The organism is Stenotrophomonas africana (assembly GCF_013004645.1).
GTDB classification, from domain to species: Bacteria; Pseudomonadota; Gammaproteobacteria; order Xanthomonadales; family Xanthomonadaceae; genus Stenotrophomonas; species Stenotrophomonas africana.
This window is the reverse complement of the sequence record NZ_JABEME010000012.1, coordinates 73,836-90,024: the sequence shown is the minus strand read 5'-3', so window position 1 is coordinate 90,024 and position 16,189 is coordinate 73,836. Positions and strand designations below refer to the sequence as shown.

The following is a 16,189-nucleotide window of genomic DNA, read 5'->3' as shown; positions in this document are numbered from 1 at the left end:
AGTTTCCTGCGATCTGTCGGCACGGCGTTCTGCTCTGGTGGGTGTCGACCTTGGTCGACACGGTAGATCCACGCCATGCGTGGATGAACGTCGGAATGATCGAAGTACGCTTTTGTAGAGTCGAGCCATGCTCGACTGCTTCCGCCTGGCGATCAGGTGAAGGGGTCAGAACCCGTTCCCGATGGGAACGGGATCCGACCCCCGTTCAGAACAAGCTGCCCTGCACCGTGGGCTGTTCGATGCGTGCCGGTGCTTCGGGCACGTCTTCCGCACCCAGCCGCCAGGCCAGACCACCCAGCCGGCTGGCGTGGCGTTTCAATGCGGCCTGCAGCACCTCTGCGCTGCCGGCCACATGCAGTACCTGGCGGGCGCGGGTCAGGCCGGTGTAGACCAGCTCGCGCGACAGCACACGGCTGTCCTGGCGTGGCAGCTGCAGCCACACTTCATCGAACTCCGAGCCCTGTGCCTTGTGCACGGTCATCGCGAAGGCGCTTTCGTGCGCGGGCAGTGCGGCCGGGTGAAAGGCACGTGGTTGTTCAACGATGTCGCCGGGGAACCAGGCCACCATCGCGCCGCTGCCATCGCGCAGGCAGATGCCGATATCGCCGTTGAACAGGCGGTGGCGGTAGCTGTTCTCGGTGACCAGCAGCAGGCGCCCCTGGAAGTAGCCCGGGGTGTTGCCGGCCAGCAATTGTTCGATGCGGCTGTTGAGGCCGCGCGCACCTTGCGGGCCCTCGCGCAGCGCGGTCAGCACGCGCAGGCGCCCGGCCTGCTGCAGGGCAAGCACTGGATCGGCCGCGTCGGCCAACGCGCGCCAGTGGCCCAGCAGGTGCTCGCGCTGGCCGCGCAGTGGATCGGCTTCGCCTTCGTGGAAATGCACGCCGGCCAGTTCACCACTGCGCAGGAGCTGCAGCGCGGTACCGCTGTCGCCCGCGCGCACGGCATGGGCCAGCGGTGCCAGGTCCAGCGCATCGCTCTGCCGGTACCCTCGCTGCAACTGCACCCGGCGGCCAGCGAAGGCGCGCGGTGCGGCCTGTGGCTGCAAGGTAGCCGGCGCCAGCAGGCCCTGCAGCGCCTGCGCGTCGTCGGCACGGGTGCCGATGCCATCGCCGCTGGCACGCAGAATCGCGCTGAGCACGTCGCCGGCTTCGACCGAGGGCAACTGATCGGGGTCGCCAAGCAGGATCAACCGGGTGCCGCTGGCGATCGCGTCGACCAGCTTGGCCATCATCGGCAGATCGATCATCGAAGCTTCGTCGACCACCACCACGTCCACCGGCAACGGGTTGTCGGCGTGGTGGCGGAAGCGCGGCGAATCCGGGATCACGCCGAGCAGGCGATGCAGGGTGGTGCCGGTACTGGGCAATGCCGCGCACAGCGCCGGGTCCACGCCGTTCTCCTGCAGCCTCTGCACGGCAAGGCGCAGGCTCTCGGCCATGCGCTCGGCGGCACGCCCGGTCGGCGCGGCCAGCGCCACTTCGGGCAACGGCTGGCCAGCGTGACGGGCCTGCGCTGCCAATAGCAGCAGCAGGCGGGCGATGGTGGTGGTCTTGCCGGTGCCGGGGCCGCCGGTGACCAGCGCCAACGGATGGCGCAGGGTCACGCCGGCGGCACGGGCCTGGTGATCTTCGCTGTCCAACGCCTGTGGGAACAGCTGCGCGAACAACGGTGCCAGCGCGGCCATGTCCGGTGCCGGCAGCGGATGCCGGCCGATGCGCTGCAGCCCGGCCGCCAACTGCCGCTCGTACTCACGGTAGCGGCGCAGGTAGAGCAGGCCGTTTTCCAGCACCAGCGGCGCATCCTCGGCGATGGCGTCGGCCTGCTCCGGCGTCGCCACCCAGGGAGATGCGCACAGCTGCGCCAGCCAGTCCTGCGCGGCAGGCCACTCGGGCACGCCGTCCAGCAACCGCTGCGGCTGTGCCGGATCAAACCCGGCGTGGCCCTGCGACACCGCCAGCGAAGCCAGCGCGGCCGCCAGCGCCACGCTTTCCGGCGTATCGTCGCGCAGCCGCATCAGGCTGGTCGCCAACGCATGGTCGAGGGTGCGCAGCTGGCCCTTCTGGTGCAGTTCCTTCAACAGGCTCATGCGCTGGCTCCATGCACACGCGCCACCAGTTCGGCCTGGGCCTGTTCGCCACCGGCGAACAGCGCGTCCAGTGCATCCACCAGCGCCAGCGGGAAGCGGTCCACATGTACGCCGTTGCCGGCGCCATCCAGCCCGCGGCAGAACAGGTAGCGGATGCCGCCCATGTCGCGCTCGTAATCGTAGGCCGCGCCCAGGCGGAAGCGCAGCCAGCGGTGCAGGGCCACGGTGTAGATCAGCGCCTGCAGGTCGTACTCGCTGTGGCGCATGGCAATGGCCAGCAGGTCCGGGCTGTAGCCCGGCAAGCGGTTGGACTTGTAGTCGAGCACGTACCAGCGCCCGTCGCGCACGTAGGTCAGGTCGATCATGCCGGTCATCAGCCCTTCCAGCCGACGGCGCTGACCGAAGCCGCGGCGCGCGCTGGAAACACCGTGCGCATGAAGGACCTGCAGCAGCGCCGGCACCGTGGTCGGTTCGATGGCGAAATGGAAGTCGATTTCTGCGCGGCGCTCGCCTTCACCCAGGCTGTGCAGCGCACCGCCTTCGGGTAGCGGCACGGTCAGCGTGTGGCCCACCAGCGGCACCAGCACGGCCACGCCATCGTCCAGGTCGACGTCGGCATAGCCTTCATCGTGCAGCGCCTTGCGCAGTACCTCGACCTGGCCCTCAGGGGCTTCCAGGCCCGGCTGCCAGTCACCCCATGCGGCGAAGTCGACGTTCTCCATTGCCTCGTGCAGCACATTGCCGAAGCGGCTGCCCATGAAGCGCGGGTCGATCGGCGCGCTGTCTTCGACGACAGCGGCGGGTTCGGGCAGCGCCGGTTCCAGCGGCAGCTCCGGGCCGGCCGGTTCGTCGGCGGCCGGTGCTGGCAGCTCGGTGGCGGCCGCTTCGATGTCGTTGCCAGCACCGGCGTCTGCGTGGGCCAGCTGGGTGAAGCTGTAGACCCACCAGTCGTGCGGCACGCGCCGGGTCAGTGCACGCACCGCCGGCAGGTCACCCTCCACTTCGGCCGCCAGCTGCGGCAGTGCGGCCGGTGTCTCACTGTCATCGATGTGCATATCGGCGTGTGCGCGCAGCGCCTGCAGGTCACCCAGCAGCGGCGCCAGACGTGTCCTGCCGAGCCCGGCCAGATCACCCACGGCGATCCACAGTGCATGCTCGGCGCGGGTCAGCCCCACATACAGCAGGCGCGCATCCTCGGCGCGCTGCTCGCGCTCACGCTGCGTGCTGGCCGCTTCCCAGGCCTCGTCCTTGTCCAGCTTCCAGTGCAGCTGGCGCTGGCCGCCAAAGTGCACGGTGCAGTGCGAGGCGGTGTTCGGTGCGCCGCCGTCGATGCCGACGAACGGCAGGAACACCAGCGGATACTCCAGGCCCTTGCTCTTGTGCAGGGTGATGATCTGCACGCGGCGCGCATCCGATTCCAGGCGCAGCAGCTGCTGCTCGTCATCCTGGTCGGCGCTGGCCATCTGCCCCTGCAGCCAGTCCAGCAGGCCATGCATGCCCAACGCCTGCGCCGAAGCTTCCTGCAGCAGTTCACCCAGCTGCAGGTAATTGGTCAGGCGGCGCTCGCCGTCGATCAGCGCCAGCAGGCGTTCACCCTGGACGGCACAGACATCGGCGATCACCGCGAACGGTCCACCGCGCTGCCAGCGCTCGCGCCAGTGCAGCAGCTGCGCCTGGAACCCGCGTTGCAGGTCACCCTCGCGCTCCATCGCCGCGATCGCACTGGCCCGCTGGCCGAGCAATACCGTGGCCAGCGCTGCACGCAGGCGGCCTTCGTCGGCCGGTTGCAACAGTGCCAACAGCAGCGCACGCAGATCACGCGCTTCGGGGGTGGAAAACAGGCTCTGCTTGCCGGCCGCCACCGCCGGAATACCGACTGCGGCCAGCGCGCGCTGTACCAGGGTGGCCTCGCGATGCGAGCGCACCAGCACCGCGATATCACCGGGCTGCACCGGGCGCCCACGCAACACGGCATTGCCCGCACGCGCCTCGACCAGGATCTGGTGAATCGCGGCCACGCAGGCCTGGGTCGCTGCATCGCGCGAGGCATCGGCGCTCATCGCCTTGTCGCCGCCACTGCGCAGCACGCGCAGGGTGAGTGCCTTGGCGGCCTGGCCGTCGCGCAGGTAGTCCGCATCGCTGCGCACGCCACCGGGCCGCACCGGCTCGAACTGGATGTCGCGTTCGAGGAAGGCGTCTTCGCCACCGTTGTCGTACAGCGCCTGCAACGCGCGCAACACAGACGGTCGCGAGCGGAAGTTCTGGTCCAGCACCGGCGCCTGCTGCGCCACCTGCTTGGCCTTCAGGTAGGTGTGGATATCACCGCCGCGGAAACCGTAGATCGCCTGCTTGGGGTCGCCGATCAGGAACAGCGCCGGCGCCAGGCCCAGCTCGCGCACCTCCGGCGAATCACCGAACACGGTGTGGAAGATGCCCCACTGGCGGTCGTCGGTATCCTGGAACTCATCGACCAGCGCGATGCGGTACTGCGCGCGCAGCTGCCTGACCAGCGTCAGTCGCTGCGGGCCTTCCAGGGCGAGCGCTACGCCATCAATCAGATCGTCGTAGGTCTGCACCCGGCGCGTGCGCTTCAGCGCCTGCAGGCGCTGCATGGCTTCGGCGCGAAGCGCGTGCAGGAAATTCAGCGCGGTGGCACGCAACCAGGCATCGCGTTCGGCCAGCAGCGCGACATAGCGCGCCAACGGCGCCTGCAACGGCGACGACGGCGTGCGATCAGCGAACTTCTTGTTGGTCTTGTCGGCCAGCACCTCCGGCAGCAGTGCCGGCAGGCGCTCGCTGGCCAGCAGCTCGCGCGGGTCGGCGCGTCCGGCCCAGGCCAGCAGCTGCCGGCCCAGCGGGTGCAGCCAGCCCAGCTTGTAGGACACGCCGTTGATCCACTTGTTGTCGACGGCATCGCAGAGGTCGATGAAGAACTGCTCGCCATGCTCGCGCACGCTTGCGGACAGTGCTTCCGCCGCGCGCTGCAATGCCGGGTGTGGATCGGCCAGCGCCACCGGCTGTGGCAGCGGATGCAGCGGCGGCGTACCCAGCAGCGCGCGCAGATCGGCGGCCAGCGCGTCGGGGTTGGACCACAGCCAGGTCAGCGGCTCCAGCGTGGCCGCGTCGTTGGCATGCACGCGCCACAGATCGGCCGCTAGCTCCTCCAGCAGTTCACGATCGCTGGCCAGCAGTTCCGGCGGATCAAAGGTGTGGCCGCTTTCCAGCGCATGCTCGCGCAGCACGCGGGTGCAGAAGCCGTGGATGGTGAAGATGGACGCCAGGTCGATCTCGTCTGCGGCCACCTGCAGGCGGCGCTTCAGTGCGGCGGCGCTCTCGGTGCCGCCATGTAGATGGCGCTGCAGCACGTCGCGGGTCAATCGCACGTCCGGTGCTTCACCCTCGGCCGGTTCCAGATCGACCAGGCGCGCGGCCAGCGCCAGGCGCTCGCGGATGCGCTTGCGCAGTTCCTGGGTGGCGGCATCGGTGAAGGTCACCGCCAGAATCTGGCCGATGCGCAGGCCCTGCTCCACCACCAGGCGGGTGAACAACGTGGCCAGGGTGAAGGTCTTGCCGGTACCGGCGCTGGCTTCGATCAGCCGGATGCCCTCCAGCGGCAGCGCCAGATAGGGATCGCGGCTGAGGGATTCGCTGCCGTCTTCGGTGATGGCGGTGTTCATGCGCTGCCCTCCTGGCGTGCCTCGGTGCCGAGAGCGCGGCCTTCGCGCACCGCGCTGAAGACCACCTGGCTGTTGCGCAGCAGGTCGGCGTAGCTGGCATCGGTAGCGAACGGGTCGGCACCCCGCAGCAGCAGCTGCCAGGCGTCGCTGCTGGATTCACCCCAGCTGCGGTCGCTGCCGTGCCACTGCTTCCAGCCTTCGCTGCGCTGCTTTTCTGCCGGCGCGTTGTACAGCACCCAGCCGGTGTACGGGGCAAAGCGCAGCGGCTCGCGCAGGCCACGCTGGCGCAGCTGCAGCAGCGCACGCAGCGCCGCACGTGCAGCGGGAACGCTCAGTGCCGGCAGTACATGCGGGCCGGGACCGGCGTCGCCGCCATCATGGAACTGCACAAGCGGCAGCGCATCGCCCGCAGCGTTCGCCAGCAGCCAGTCCAGGCCGTGGCGGATCACTGCATTGCCATTGAGTGTGCCCGCACGCAGGCGCACCAGCCCTTCGGGATGGCGATCGGCCACGCGGCCGTGCAGGCGCACGCCATCAATCTCCACTTCGTAGCGACGGCTTTCCAGCGGTTCGCCCTGCATCCAGCCCAGCAACGCACTGGCATACGGGCGGGTCTTCAATTGTTCCACCTCGAACTGACGCTCGCCCAATGGACCCGACGGCAGCAGGCCGCGCGCGCGCAGTCGCGGGTACAACGGCTCGGTATCGCCGCTGAGCGTGGCACGTACCACCGCGGCCTGCACGCTGCGTTTTTCCGGCCCGCGCGAGGACAGCACCAGCGGTTCCAGGTCATCGACTTCCTCGACGTCGTCGGCCAGGCGCAGGCCCAGCGACTGTGCGAGGAACTGCCCGGCCGGGTCGCACAGGAAGCGGCGCAGGGTATCGAGCGCGACCTCGTCTTCCACCGCATCGTCGAGCGGCGGCGGCAATGGAGCATCGAACCATGGCTGCAGGCCGCCGCGCTGGCCGGTGAGACGACCGGCGGCCGGATGCCACTGGCGGCGATAGCTGAAGCGACGTGGATCGCCATCACCGAACGCCGCCGGTGAGAACGGCTGCAGGGCATGTCGCACGGTGAAGTCACGGGCCGCTGCAGGCGGATCGAGGTGATACGCGGCGGCGGCATCGATCAGTTCGCTGACCAGTACCGACGGCTCGCGCACGCTGCCATCGCGCGGATCGGCGCCGAGATAGCTGAGATAGAACACCTCCTGCGCGGCGGCGAACAGCTGCAGGAACAGGAAGCGGTCGTCCTCACGGGTGGAGCGGTCGCCCGGACGGCGGCGCGGCGTGTCCAGCTCGGCGGTGAGCTGGTTGAGACCGGCAGCGGGGTCACGGCGTGGGAAATCGCCATCATTGAGACCCAGCACGCAGATCACCCGGAACGGCAGCAGGCGCATCGGCACCATGCGGCCGAAGCTGATGCCACCGGTCAGCAGCGGTGCGCGCGTATCGGCCTCGCCCAGCGCGCCGGCGAAGTGCGAACGCACCACCTCCGGCGGCACGCCGTCTTCGAAACCGGCCTTGGCGGCATCGTCGGCAAACTGGTTGAGCAGCTTGCGCAGCCGCTCCAGCGCGCGCTGGCTGTTGGGCGAGGTGGGCGCATTCGGTAGCAGTGCATCCAGCAGTGACAGCAGGCGCTGTCGCCACTGCGCCGGGGTCAGCAGTTCGCCCAGGCGGCGCTGGTAGATGGCCAGCACGCGCAGCAGGCGCAGCAGCCGGTCCAGCGCGTCCAGCGCGCCGCCTTCCAGTTCGATCCACGGCGCCACGCCGGCCAGGTCGGCCTCGCTACCGGTGGCATGACCGAGTACCAGGCGATCCAGGGCGAACTGCCAGGTGTAGGCGTCGTCGGCCGGTGCCTGGTGCTGGTTGCGGTGTTTCGCGTCCAGGCCCCAGCGTGCGCCGGCCTGCTGCAGCCAGCCATGCAGGCGGTCGAAATCCACCGCTTCCAGCCCGGCCGCTTCGGCCAGCGGCGCGCTGGCCAGCAGGTCCAGCACTTCGTTCAAGCCAAAGCGCGAGACTGGCAGGCCCAGCAGATGCACGAACACATCGGCCAACGGCTCGCCTGCCAGTGGACTGCTGTCGGCCAGCGCATACGGAATGTGCTCCTCCTCGCCGCCACGACCGCCGAACACCGCTTCCAGGTACGGCACATAGGGATCGATGTCCGGCGCCAGCACCGCGATCTCGCGCGCCTGCAGCGGCGGGTCGAAGCGTGGGTCCTGCAGCAGGCTGCGCAGCTGGTCGTGCAGTACCTGCAGCTCGCGCAGGCGGGTATGGCAGGCATGCACCTGCAAGCTGGGATCGTCGCTGCGCAGAGCCTCGCGCACCTCACCCGAGGGCAATGCGCGGCGGTGGAACAGGTCACGCTGCAGGCGATGCAGCAGGCTGTCGGACAGGCCGCCTTCGTCCAGCGTCGGCCGGGTGTCCTCCTCCGGATCGGAATAGGCGGCGATCTCGCCGGCCGGGTGCACCACCTCGTAACTGCCCAGCACCGCCATGAAATCGCGGCCGGCCGCACCCCAGGCTTCCAGCAGGCGGTTCTCGCCGGCCGCTTCACCGAAGGGATCGGGCGCGCCGCTGCGCAGGCGCTCGGCCAGCGTCTGCAGGTCGCCCCAGTACGACTGCACCGGGGTAGGCATATAGAAATGCAGCTCGCCTACCCGCGCCTGGGTGGCCATCACCCGCAGCACGTCGGGCGAGATGTTGAGCGTCGCGAACGCAGACATGCGCGGCGGCAAGCCCTGCGGCAGCGGCTGGCCGGCGCCTTCGAAGCGGTCCAGGTACTCCTGGATGCGGCGGGCGCGGTAGTCGTGGCCACGGGTGATGGTGCGCCACAGGATCGCCTGCGGGTCGGCCGGATCGGCGCCGGCCGCCCAGCGCAGCAGCCAGTCGCGCCGCCAGGCCTGGTATTTCTCGAACACCGAGGCCAACTCGCCGGCCAGCGCCCACGGCTTCAACGCGTCATCGCCGGCAAGATAGGACTGCAGCGCGCGCATCGGTGGCTGCGCCAGCAGATGCGGGTCGCGCAGTGCCTGGTACAGCTTCCAGTGCAGGCCGGCCGCGTCCAGATCGTCCTGCTCACCGCTGACGTTGGCCTTCAGCGCCCGGGCCACGAACTCGCCTGGAGTCAGGAATTCGAGGTTGGCGGCGACGCCGAACTCCGCGGCCAGTGTCGCTTGCAGCCAGCGCCGCATCGCCACCTGCGGGATCAGCACCACTTCCGGCGCCAGCAGCGGCTGGCCCGAAACCGGCGCACGCACGTTGCGTGCCAGCAGCGCGGCCAGCACGTCCAGGGAGTTGGAATGGTAGAGGCGGAAATCGCTGCCTGGGTCACTCATCATGCACAGTGTGCAGGACGGCAGGCAGTATTCAATGGTCAACCCATCGCCGGTACGGATTGTTCCGGGCTTCCGGCCGATTGTCCCGGCCTACGCGAGGCCTTGCCGTGCAACAATACTGGACCGTCCAGTCTGCTTATGTTCAGCCGGCGGGCCCGATCCTTCGATGTCTAAAAAACGTTAATGGTGCCCATGTCGGCTTCCACCTCCAGTCTGGTGCAGTTATCCAACGTCCGCATCGACCGGAGCGGGCGCACGATTCTGCGCGACGTGTCGCTGCAGGTGCCCAAGGGCAGCATCACCGCTGTGCTCGGTCCGTCCGGCAGCGGCAAGTCGACCCTGCTGGCGGCGCTGACCGGCGAACTGCGCCCGGTCGCCGGCGAGGTCACCCTGTTCGGCAAGCCGATCCCGCATGACAGCGGCGCGCTGCTGGAAATGCGCAAGAGCGTGGGCGTGCTGCTGCAGGGCAACGGCCTGCTGACTGACCTCACCGTGGCCGAGAACGTCGCCCTGCCGCTGCGCACGCACACCCGCCTGCCCAGCGCCGTGCTGCGCCGCCTGGTGCAGATGAAGCTGCATGCGGTGGGCCTGCTGGCCGCCGCCGATGCCTGGCCGCGCGAGCTGTCCGGTGGCATGGCGCGCCGTGTGGCGCTGGCCCGTGCACTGGCGCTGGACCCGCCGTTGATGATCTACGACGAGCCGCTGACCGGGCTGGACCCGATCGCCTCGGGCGTGATCATGAGCCTGATCCAGCGCCTCAACCACAGCCTGGGCCTGACCAGCATCATCGTCAGCCACCACGTGCACGAGACCCTGCCGATCTGCGACCAGGTGATCGCAATCGCCAATGGCGGCATCGTGTTCCAGGGCACGCCCGAGGCACTGCAGTCCAGCCAGGACCCGCTGTTGCGGCAGTTCCTGCACGGCCAGCCCGATGGCCCGATTCCGTTCGATGCCGCACCACGCGCGAGGGTTGCCTGATGCCGTTCGTCCAAGCCACCCGCTCGCTTGGCCGCGCCGGCCTGTTCTCGCTGACCGTGCTGCGCGGTTCGCTGCCCACGCGTGACTTCCTGGCCGAGCTGACCCGCGAAATCTACAAGATCGGCGCGCGCTCGCTGCCGATCATCGCCGTCGGCGGTGCCTTCGTCGGCCTGGTGCTGACCCTGCAGGGCTACCGCACGCTGACCACCTTCGGTGCGGCCGACGCGCTGTCGACCCTCCTCGGCCTGTCGCTGTACCGCGAGCTGGCGCCGGTGCTGACCGCGCTGCTGTTCATCGGCCGCGCCGGCAGTTCGATCGCCGCCGAACTGGGCCTGATGCGTGCCACCGACCAGATCAAGGCGCTGGAGCTGATGGCGATCGACCCGGTGGCCAAGGCGGTGGCGCCACGTTTCTGGGCGGCGGTGCTGACCGTGCCGTTGCTGACCGGCATCTTCTGTTCGCTGGCGATCAGCGCCAGCTATTTCGAAGCCGTGCACGTGCTGGGCCTGGACAACGGCGTGTTCTGGTCGGCGCTGCGCAACAGTGTGGACTTCTGGGACGACTTCGGCGTGGCAATGCTGAAGTCGGCGATCTTCGGCGGCACTGCCGCGCTGGTCGCCGCCTACGTAGGTTTCCATGCCGAGCCGACCATTGAAGGCACGTCGGTGGCGACCACCCGTGCGGTGGTCAACGCCTCGCTGCTGGTACTGATGTTCAACTTCGTGCTGTCGGCGATGTTGTTCACCTAACCCCTCCACCGGCGGTGCGCAGGCGCGCGCGGCCACAACGACTCGATCAGGTAATCCACATGGCCATCCGCGGTCCCAGACTCGAATTCTCCGTCGGCGCTTTCCTGCTGCTGGCCCTGGCCTCGCTGATGGTGCTGGCCGTGGCCTCGACCAACCAGCGCTGGAGCTGGGGCAGTGAAGGCTATGACCTGAAAGCGCGCTTCTCCCAGGTCGGCCAGCTGCGCAAGCAGGCGCCGGTGAAGATCGGCGGCGTCACCGTCGGTCAGGTCGCCTCCATCGACCTGGACCCGGTGAAGTTCGAATCGATCGTGACCCTGCGCATGGACAGCAAGGTCAAGGACCTGCCGGCAGACACCTCGGCCGGCATCTTCACCAGTGGTTTGCTCGGCGAGAGCTATATCGGTCTGCAGCCGGGCGGTGATCCGGACGTGCTGAAGGCCGGCGACGAGATCGTCTTCACCCAGCCGGCAGTGGATCTGATCCAGCTGGTCGGCAAGTACATGTTCAGTGGCGGTGCCGGTGGCGGCGCTGCTCAGAAGCCCAACGATGGCGCGCAGGCGCCTGCAACGGAACCGCAACCATGAAGATGAAACTGATCCCGGCCCTGCTCGCCTCGGCGCTGCTGGCGGCCACTCCGTTCCTCGCCCAGGCACAGGCCGCCGCTCCCGCCGCTGCCGCGACGCAGGGCCAGGCCGGCAAGGTGGTGATCGATGCCAGCAGCCGCATCCTGTCCACGCTGCAGCAGCGCAAGAGCGAGTTCACCAGCAACCCGGCCAGCCTGCGCAGCTACATCGACAGCGAGCTGACCCGCACCTTCGACCGCGACTATGCCGCGCGCCTGGTGCTGGGCCCGCACGCCCGCGGTGCCTCCGACGCCGACATCAAGCTGTTCGCCGATGCCATGGCCGACAGCCTGATGCAGCGCTACGGCTCGACCCTGCTCAACATCCAGGGCAAGCCGAGCTTCCGCCTGAAGGGCGAGAGCCCGCTGCCGGGCAACCGCGGCGTGCGCGTGAGCACCGAGCTGGTGCGCGCCGGCAACGAACCGACCCCGGTCGAGTACTGGATGCGCAACGTGAACGGCCAGTGGAAGATCTTCGACGTCAACATCGAAGGCATCTCCTACGTGCAGACCTTCCGCAACCAGTTCGACACCCCGCTGCGTCAGAAGGGCATCAAGCAGGTGGCCACCGAGCTGCATAGCGGCAGCATGCAGGCCGGACCCGCGGGCAATGGCAAGTAACGCACTGGCGCTGCTGGAAGGCGACACCCTGCGCCTGCGTGGGGTGCTCGACCGTGCTGCGGTGATTGCGCTGTGGCCACAGCTGCAGTCGCTGCCGGCCCAGCTGGCACGCCTGGAACTGGGCGAGGTCGAGCGCGTGGACAGCGCCGGCCTGGCCCTGCTGGCCGAGCTGGCCGCACGTGCGGGCAAGGCCGGCCATCCGCTGGCGATCTCTGGTGCACCGGCGGGTTACAACGAGCTGAGCGCGGCCTACCGGCTGTCGCCCGACCTGGATTTCAACGCTACTTCTGCTGCGAGCTGACATGAACGTCGTACGCACTCTCCCCCTGATCGTCCTGGCCACCGCCTTGACCGCCTGCGCCGGCAAGCCCGCACGCAGCGATGCGCCGGCAGCCAGCACCGTGGTCCCGGCCAGTACCATCGCCGAGGCCTCCGCCCCCACTGCCGATTCCGCTACGGTCGATACCGCACCGGCAGCGGCCGTGGTTGCCGCACCTGCGCCGGCCACGCCGCCATCGGCACCGGCCCGCAGCGCCGACACCGATGCGGCCAGGGCCGCAGCGGCGACCGCCCCCGGCGGTGATGACGACTTCGATGCCCTCTATGGCGGTGCCGGCAACACCGGCAGCGCGGCGGCCTACGATCCGTGGGAACCGTTCAACCGCAAGGTGCACACGTTCAACAACGCGGTCGACCGCGGTATCGCCCGTCCGCTGGCTACGGCCTATACCCACGTTGTGCCGCGCTTCGCGCGTACCGGCGTCAGCAACTTCTTCAGCAACCTGCGCGCCCCGGTGACCATCACCAACCAGCTGCTGCAGGGCCGTGGTGCCGATGCGTGGGACAGCCTGGGCCGCTTCCTGATGAACAGCACGCTGGGTATTGGCGGCCTGTTCGATCCGGCCAGCAAGGCGATGGTGCCGCGTCGCAACGAAGACTTCGGCCAGACGCTGGGCGTCTGGGGTTGGCGGCGTTCGCGCTACGTGGAACTGCCGTTCTTCGGCCCGCGTACCGTGCGCGATGTGTTCGGCCTGGCCGGTGACATTCCGCTGTCGCCGATCCGCCGCATCGAAGAGGACAAGGTCCGCATCGGCCTGCAGGGCCTGCAGCTGGTCGATACCCGCGCACAGCTGCTGGCGATCGACGACCTGCGCGACACCGCCGTGGACGAGTACTCGCTGGTCCGCGATGCGTGGATGCAGCGCCGCAACTACCAGATCGAGAACGATCTGCGCAGCAAGCGTGACCGTGGCCACGACGACGCCAATTCGCCGATCCCGGTCGATGCGATGCCGATGCCGCAGTGGACGCACTGAGTCCTTTCAGCGACACATGAAAAACCCCGCCTCGGCGGGGTTTTTCTTTTCCGGTAGGTGCCAACCCGGGTTGGCACGCTTTCCTCAGGCCGCCAGCGCGGCCTCGATGGCTTCGCGCAGGCGCGCGTCATCGGCAGCCACGTCCGGGGCAAAGCGCGCGATGACCTTGCCGTCGCGGCCAACCAGGAACTTCTCGAAGTTCCACAGCACCGCCGGTGCTGCGTGGATCGGGATCTCCTTGCTCGCCAGGCGCTCACGCAGCGGGCCTTCACCGATCGACTGCGGCTGGGCGGCGGTCAGCTGCTGGTACAGCGGATGGGTGTCTTCACCAGCCACGCTGATCTTGGAGAACATCGGGAAGCTGACGTCATAGGTGAGCTGGCAGAACTGCTGGATCTCCGCCTCGCTGCCCGGCTCCTGGCCGAGGAAGTTGTTGGCGGGGAAGCCCAGCACTTCCAGGCCCTGCGCGTGCTTTTCCGCATACAGCGCCTGCAGGCCTTCGTACTGCGGGGTCAGGCCGCATTTGGAGGCGACGTTGACCAGCAGCAGCACCTTGCCCTGGTAGTCGGCAAGCGAGGACGGCTGGCCGTCGATGGTGGTGAGGGAAATGTCCTGGATCGAGGTGCTCACGCGGGGGCTCCGGCAACAGCGGGGAATGGCCGACCAGCATAGCGCCGCGCGCGCTGTTGTAGCGCCGAGCGTGGGCTCGGCTCTACAGGACATTTTCAGTCAACGCAGATCGTGCCCTGCGCCTTGCCGTCATCAATGCGCTGGCGGCAGCCGAAGGTCTGGCTGGCATCGCGTTGGCAGGTACCTGTAGCGGGGCTGCCGGCAGCCACCTCGCCCGTGGCCAGGCACTGGCCGCTGCAGTCACTCCTGCGACTGCAGACCTTGCCGGCGTCGGCATAGGGAATCACGCACTGCTCGCGCTGCAGCCGGCCAAGCCGCTGCAGGGTGCCGCCGGCTGCCTGGCAGTCGACGTCACGCGCTTCGCGGTACGCCTCGGCTGCTTCAGGGCTGGTAGCTGCAGCAGGTGCCGCCGCCGTATCGGCGGCCGGTGGTGCGCTGCTGCAGGCGGCAAGCAGCGCGGTCAGGACAAGGCTGGTGAAGCGGCGCAGGCGCATGACGATACCCGATCGAAGCGGACAGGCCGCCAGCATACGCATCGGCGATGCAGGCGGCGTGTCAGCGTGGCTCAGGTCTCGTCCCGGTCGCCTTCACTGCCTTCGTCCTCGCCCGCCGCGTCACCCTCAGCCAGATCGCCGAGCAGCGACTGCGCCTGTTCGGACGCCAGCGACTCCACGCCACGCAGGCGCCGTTCGATGGTGCGGGTCTTGCGGCTGGCCTCGCCGATGCTTCGACCCACCGTGGTGATCTGCTTCTCGGCCTTTTCCAGGATGCCGGCGAACTTGCCGAACTCGCTCTTCACCGCACCCAGCAGGCTCCACACCTCGCTGGAACGCTGCTCGATGGCCAGCGTGCGGAAGCCCATCTGCAGGCTGTTGAGCAGCGCGGTGACCGTGGTCGGGCCGGCCACCACCACGCGGTGCTCCCGCTGCAGCAGGTCGACCAGGCCCGGGCGCCGGATCACCTCGGCATACAGGCCCTCGGTGGGCAGGAACATCACCGCGAAATCGGTGGTGTGCGGCGGCACGATGTACTTGTCGCAGATCGACTTGGCCTGCACGCGTACCGCGCGTTCAAGCTGGATGCCCTGCAGGCGCACACCCTCGGCATCACCCTGTTCCTGCGCGTCCAGCAGGCGCTCGTAGTCCTCGCGCGGGAACTTGGAGTCGATCGGCAGCCACACCGGCGTGTCGTCGTTGCTGCGGCCCGGCAGGCGCACGGCGATATCGACCATCTCGCCACTCTCCGGGCGCACCTTCACCGCACGTGCGTACTGCTCCTGGGTGAGCGTCTGCTCGAGGATGTTCTCCAGCTGCACTTCACCCCAGCTGCCGCGGTTCTTGACGTTGGTCAGCACGCGCTTGAGGTCGCCGACGCCGGTGGCCAGCTGCTGCATTTCGCCGAGGCCACGCTGCACCTGCTCCAGGCGCTCGGAGACCAGCTTGAAGGAATTGCCCAGCCGCGTTTCCAGCGTCGACTGCAGCTTCTCGTCCACGGTGTGGCGCATCTGCTCCAGCTTCTGCGCATTGTCGCTCTGCAGCGCGCGCAGCTGTTCTTCCAGCGTCGTGCGCATCTCGGCGATGCGCTGCTCGTTGCGCTGGGTCAGTTCCTGCAGGCGCAGGCCAAGGCTTTCGGTCAGCCGCTGCTGCGACTGCGCGCCCTCCTCGCGGCCCTTGCGTGCATCGTCCACCAGGGTCTGGCGCAGCGCGCCGAGCTGGGTATCGGTACGCCCGGTGAGCTCCTGCAGCTGCTGGCCAAACGCATGGATGCGGGCTTCCTGCTGCTGCCCGAAGGTCTCCAGCTGGCCGCGCAGTTCCTGCAGCCGCTGCCCCATCAAGGCAGCCCCACGCTGCTGGCTCTCGGCCGCTTCGGCGCGTGCCTTGCGGGCATCTTCGCCCAGTGCTTCGCGCAGCAGATCCAGGCGCTGGTCGGTGCGGGTGGACAGATCGGTCAGCGCGCGGGCGAAGCCATCGAGCTGTTCGCGCAGCTCGCTGCGCCCGGCGCGCGCCTCCTCGCGGACTGCCTGTTCCAGGCGGTCATGCGGCGGGCGGCGCAGCAGGGCGACCAGCTGCAGGATGAGCACGGCCAATAGAAGGCCGCCAATGAGCAGATATTCGGTTTGCATGGGGCAAGTGTAGGCTGGCCGAGTCTCAGCTGCTGCGTCAGGAC

General features: G+C 68.7%; 12 protein-coding genes. 6 read left to right on the top strand and 6 right to left on the bottom strand.

From position 1 onward, the window contains the following. Positions 1-205: 205 nt before the first annotated feature. From recD to recC, 3 genes are read right to left on the bottom strand one after another with little or no spacing between them, the layout of a single operon-like run. On the bottom strand, positions 206-2,086 hold the full coding sequence (gene recD, locus HLA98_RS18030; protein WP_057500767.1) for an exodeoxyribonuclease V subunit alpha: 1,881 nt from the start codon (positions 2,084-2,086) through the stop codon (positions 206-208). Next, positions 2,083-5,763 (bottom strand): exodeoxyribonuclease V subunit beta, encoded by a 3,681-nt coding sequence (recB, locus tag HLA98_RS18025; protein WP_057500766.1) that lies wholly within the window; start codon positions 5,761-5,763, stop codon positions 2,083-2,085. Before recB ends, recD begins: the two co-directional genes overlap by 4 nt. After that, positions 5,760-9,107: an exodeoxyribonuclease V subunit gamma gene (recC, locus tag HLA98_RS18020; protein WP_057500765.1), complete on the bottom strand. Its 3,348-nt coding sequence runs from the start codon at positions 9,105-9,107 to the stop codon at positions 5,760-5,762. The genes recB and recC overlap by 4 nt, the downstream gene beginning before the upstream one ends. A 189-nt stretch (positions 9,108-9,296) precedes the next feature. Between recC and HLA98_RS18015 the strand changes: the two genes are divergently transcribed. From HLA98_RS18015 to HLA98_RS17990, 6 genes are read left to right on the top strand one after another with little or no spacing between them, the layout of a single operon-like run. After that, on the top strand, positions 9,297-10,085 hold the full coding sequence (locus HLA98_RS18015) for an ABC transporter ATP-binding protein (protein WP_057500772.1): 789 nt from the start codon (positions 9,297-9,299) through the stop codon (positions 10,083-10,085). Then, complete coding sequence (locus HLA98_RS18010; protein WP_005414955.1) at positions 10,085-10,834, top strand: MlaE family lipid ABC transporter permease subunit; 750 nt, start codon at positions 10,085-10,087, stop codon at positions 10,832-10,834. The genes HLA98_RS18015 and HLA98_RS18010 overlap by 1 nt, the downstream gene beginning before the upstream one ends. Positions 10,835-10,893: 59 nt before the next feature. Continuing rightward, entirely contained in the window at positions 10,894-11,418 is a 525-nt protein-coding gene (gene mlaD, locus HLA98_RS18005) for an outer membrane lipid asymmetry maintenance protein MlaD (RefSeq protein WP_010487482.1), read from the top strand. Further along, the gene (locus HLA98_RS18000; protein ID WP_088028135.1) at positions 11,415-12,077 is read left to right on the top strand and encodes an MlaC/ttg2D family ABC transporter substrate-binding protein; all 663 of its coding nucleotides are present in this window, start codon (positions 11,415-11,417) and stop codon (positions 12,075-12,077) included. The genes mlaD and HLA98_RS18000 overlap by 4 nt, the downstream gene beginning before the upstream one ends. Next, entirely contained in the window at positions 12,067-12,378 is a 312-nt protein-coding gene (locus tag HLA98_RS17995) for an STAS domain-containing protein (protein WP_049447399.1), read from the top strand. The genes HLA98_RS18000 and HLA98_RS17995 overlap by 11 nt, the downstream gene beginning before the upstream one ends. Position 12,379: 1 nt before the next feature. Next, entirely contained in the window at positions 12,380-13,393 is a 1,014-nt protein-coding gene (locus HLA98_RS17990; RefSeq protein WP_129550610.1) for an MlaA family lipoprotein, read from the top strand. A gap of 84 nt (positions 13,394-13,477) precedes the next feature. Here the strand turns inward: HLA98_RS17990 and HLA98_RS17985 are convergent, their stop codons facing one another. From HLA98_RS17985 to HLA98_RS17975, 3 genes are all read right to left on the bottom strand, one after another. Beyond that, positions 13,478-14,023, bottom strand: coding sequence for a glutathione peroxidase (locus HLA98_RS17985; RefSeq protein ID WP_049447401.1), 546 nt, complete (start codon positions 14,021-14,023; stop codon positions 13,478-13,480). Positions 14,024-14,118: 95 nt separating this feature from the next. Further along, entirely contained in the window at positions 14,119-14,517 is a 399-nt protein-coding gene (locus HLA98_RS17980; protein ID WP_129550609.1) for a hypothetical protein, read from the bottom strand. A gap of 71 nt (positions 14,518-14,588) precedes the next feature. Further along, on the bottom strand, positions 14,589-16,145 hold the full coding sequence (locus HLA98_RS17975) for a DNA recombination protein RmuC (RefSeq protein ID WP_088480465.1): 1,557 nt from the start codon (positions 16,143-16,145) through the stop codon (positions 14,589-14,591). Between the last annotated feature and the right edge of the window lie 44 nt (positions 16,146-16,189).